The organism is Oryzihumus sp., from assembly GCF_036391795.1.
Classification (GTDB): domain Bacteria; phylum Actinomycetota; class Actinomycetes; order Actinomycetales; family Dermatophilaceae; genus Oryzihumus.
This window is the reverse complement of record NZ_DASVZH010000269.1, coordinates 1-1,906: the sequence shown is the minus strand read 5'-3', so window position 1 is coordinate 1,906 and position 1,906 is coordinate 1. Positions and strand designations below refer to the sequence as shown.

Here is a 1,906-nt window from a genome sequence, read left to right as displayed (position 1 = left end):
GGCCCAGCTGTCGAACATGAAGAACTACCTCGACCCGGCCGCCAAGATGCAGGAGCTGGCGCAGGGCTTCGGCGTGGTCACCACGTACTACCCGTCGGGCCCGCTGCTGCAGTACGACCCCGCCGTCGTCACCGACGTCCCGAAGACGCCGGAGGCGCTGCTCGCGTGGGCCAAGGCGCACCCCGGCAAGTTCGGCTACGCCCGCCCGGCCAACTCCGGCCCGGGCCGCACCTTCCTGTTGGGCCTGCCGTACATGCTCGGCGACAAGGACCCGACGGACCCGGTCAACGGCTGGGACAAGACGTGGGCCTACCTGAAGGACCTCGGCTCGACGATCAGCACCTACCCGACCGGCACCGGACAGGTGATCTCCAACATGGCCGACGGCACGTGGGCGATGGTGCCCACCACCACGGGCTGGGACATCAACCCCCGCGCCCTGGGCCAGGAGCCGAAGACGATCGCCGCGGCGCCGTTCGACAGCTTCACGTGGGTGACGGACGCGCACTACGCCGTGATCCCCAAGGGCCAGAGCGCCGACAAGGTGTCCGCGATCCTCAACCTGCTGCAGTACATGCTGACGCCCGAGGTCAACGCGATGGCCTACGACACCGGCTACTTCTACCCCGGCCCCGCCGTGAAGGGCGCCACCCTCGACAAGGCCCCCGCCAAGAGCCAGCAGACGATCAAGGACTTCGGCCGTGACTGGTACGACGCCCTGATCGACAAGATGCCCAAGGCCGTGCCGCTCACCCCGGACCAGATGGTCAAGGCGTTCGACATCTGGGACCGCGAGGTCGGCTCCGGGAAGTTCAAGGCGAAGTAACCATGACGATCACTGCCAGCAAGTTCCAGTCCCTCGAGCTCCGAGGTGTCGGTCGCAGCTTCGGTGGCGTGGACGCGCTGGTGGGCCTCGACCTGACGGTCCGGGCGGGCGAGTTCATCGCCCTGCTCGGGCCGTCGGGCTGCGGGAAGTCCACGGCGCTGAACTGCCTCGCGGGGCTGCTCCCGCTCACCCACGGCCAGATCCTGGTGGACGGCACGCGGGTGGACACCGTCGCCGCGGAGAACCGCGACTTCGGCATGGTGTTCCAGAACTACGCGCTGTTCCCGCACCTGACGGTCGAGAAGAACGTCGCCTTCGGGCTGCAGATGCGCAAGGTGCCCAAGGCGGAGCTGAAGCGGCGCGTGGCCGAGGCGATCGCCCTGGTCAAGCTCGAGCAGCACGCCACCAAGCTGCCGGGCCAGCTGTCCGGCGGCCAGCAGCAGCGGGTGGCGATCGCCCGCGCGGTGGTGATGGAGCCGCGGCTGGTGCTCATGGACGAGCCGCTGTCCAACCTCGACGCCAAGCTCCGGCTGGAGATGCGCACCGAGATCCGCCGCCTGCACCAGTCGCTGGGGCTGACGACGATCTACGTCACGCACGACCAGGAGGAGGCCCTGTCGATGGCCGACCGCCTGGTGGTGCTCCGCGAGGGGCGCGTGCAGCAGATCGGCACGCCCGAGGAGCTGCACAACCACCCGGCGAACTGGCACGTGGCCGACTTCATGGGCTACCGCAACCTGCTGGACCTCGACGTCGTCTCGGTCGCGGGTCCGGCCGTGACCGTGGCCGGCAACGGGGTCGTGCTGCACGGCACCGCGGTGGGATCGGTGGCGCCGGGGGCGGCGGTGCGGGCGGCGATCCGGCCCGAGGACCTCGTGGTGGTCTCGCCGTCGCTGCCGGTGCGCGGCGGCAACTCCGCCAAGGCGACCGTCTCGGTGGTGGAGTACCACGGCCGCGAGTTCGCGGTCGGGGTGACCACGCCCGGCGGCCAGCTGCTGCACGTGCGGTCCGACCACGCGCCGGCCGTCGGCAGCACGGTCGAGCTGACGGCGGACCCGTCCCGCGTGCTCGTCTACCCGC

Annotated in this window: 2 protein-coding genes; both read left to right on the top strand. The window is 70.3% G+C overall.

Annotation, left to right across the window (positions count from 1 at the left end; translation table 11 throughout):
• Positions 1 to 826: extracellular solute-binding protein (locus VF825_RS16495; RefSeq protein WP_331115329.1), on the top strand; the 826-nt coding region annotated here is incomplete at its 5' end.
• Between the two features lie 2 nt (positions 827 to 828).
• On the top strand, positions 829 to 1,906 hold a 1,078-nt coding region (locus VF825_RS16490; protein WP_331115327.1), incomplete at its 3' end, for an ABC transporter ATP-binding protein.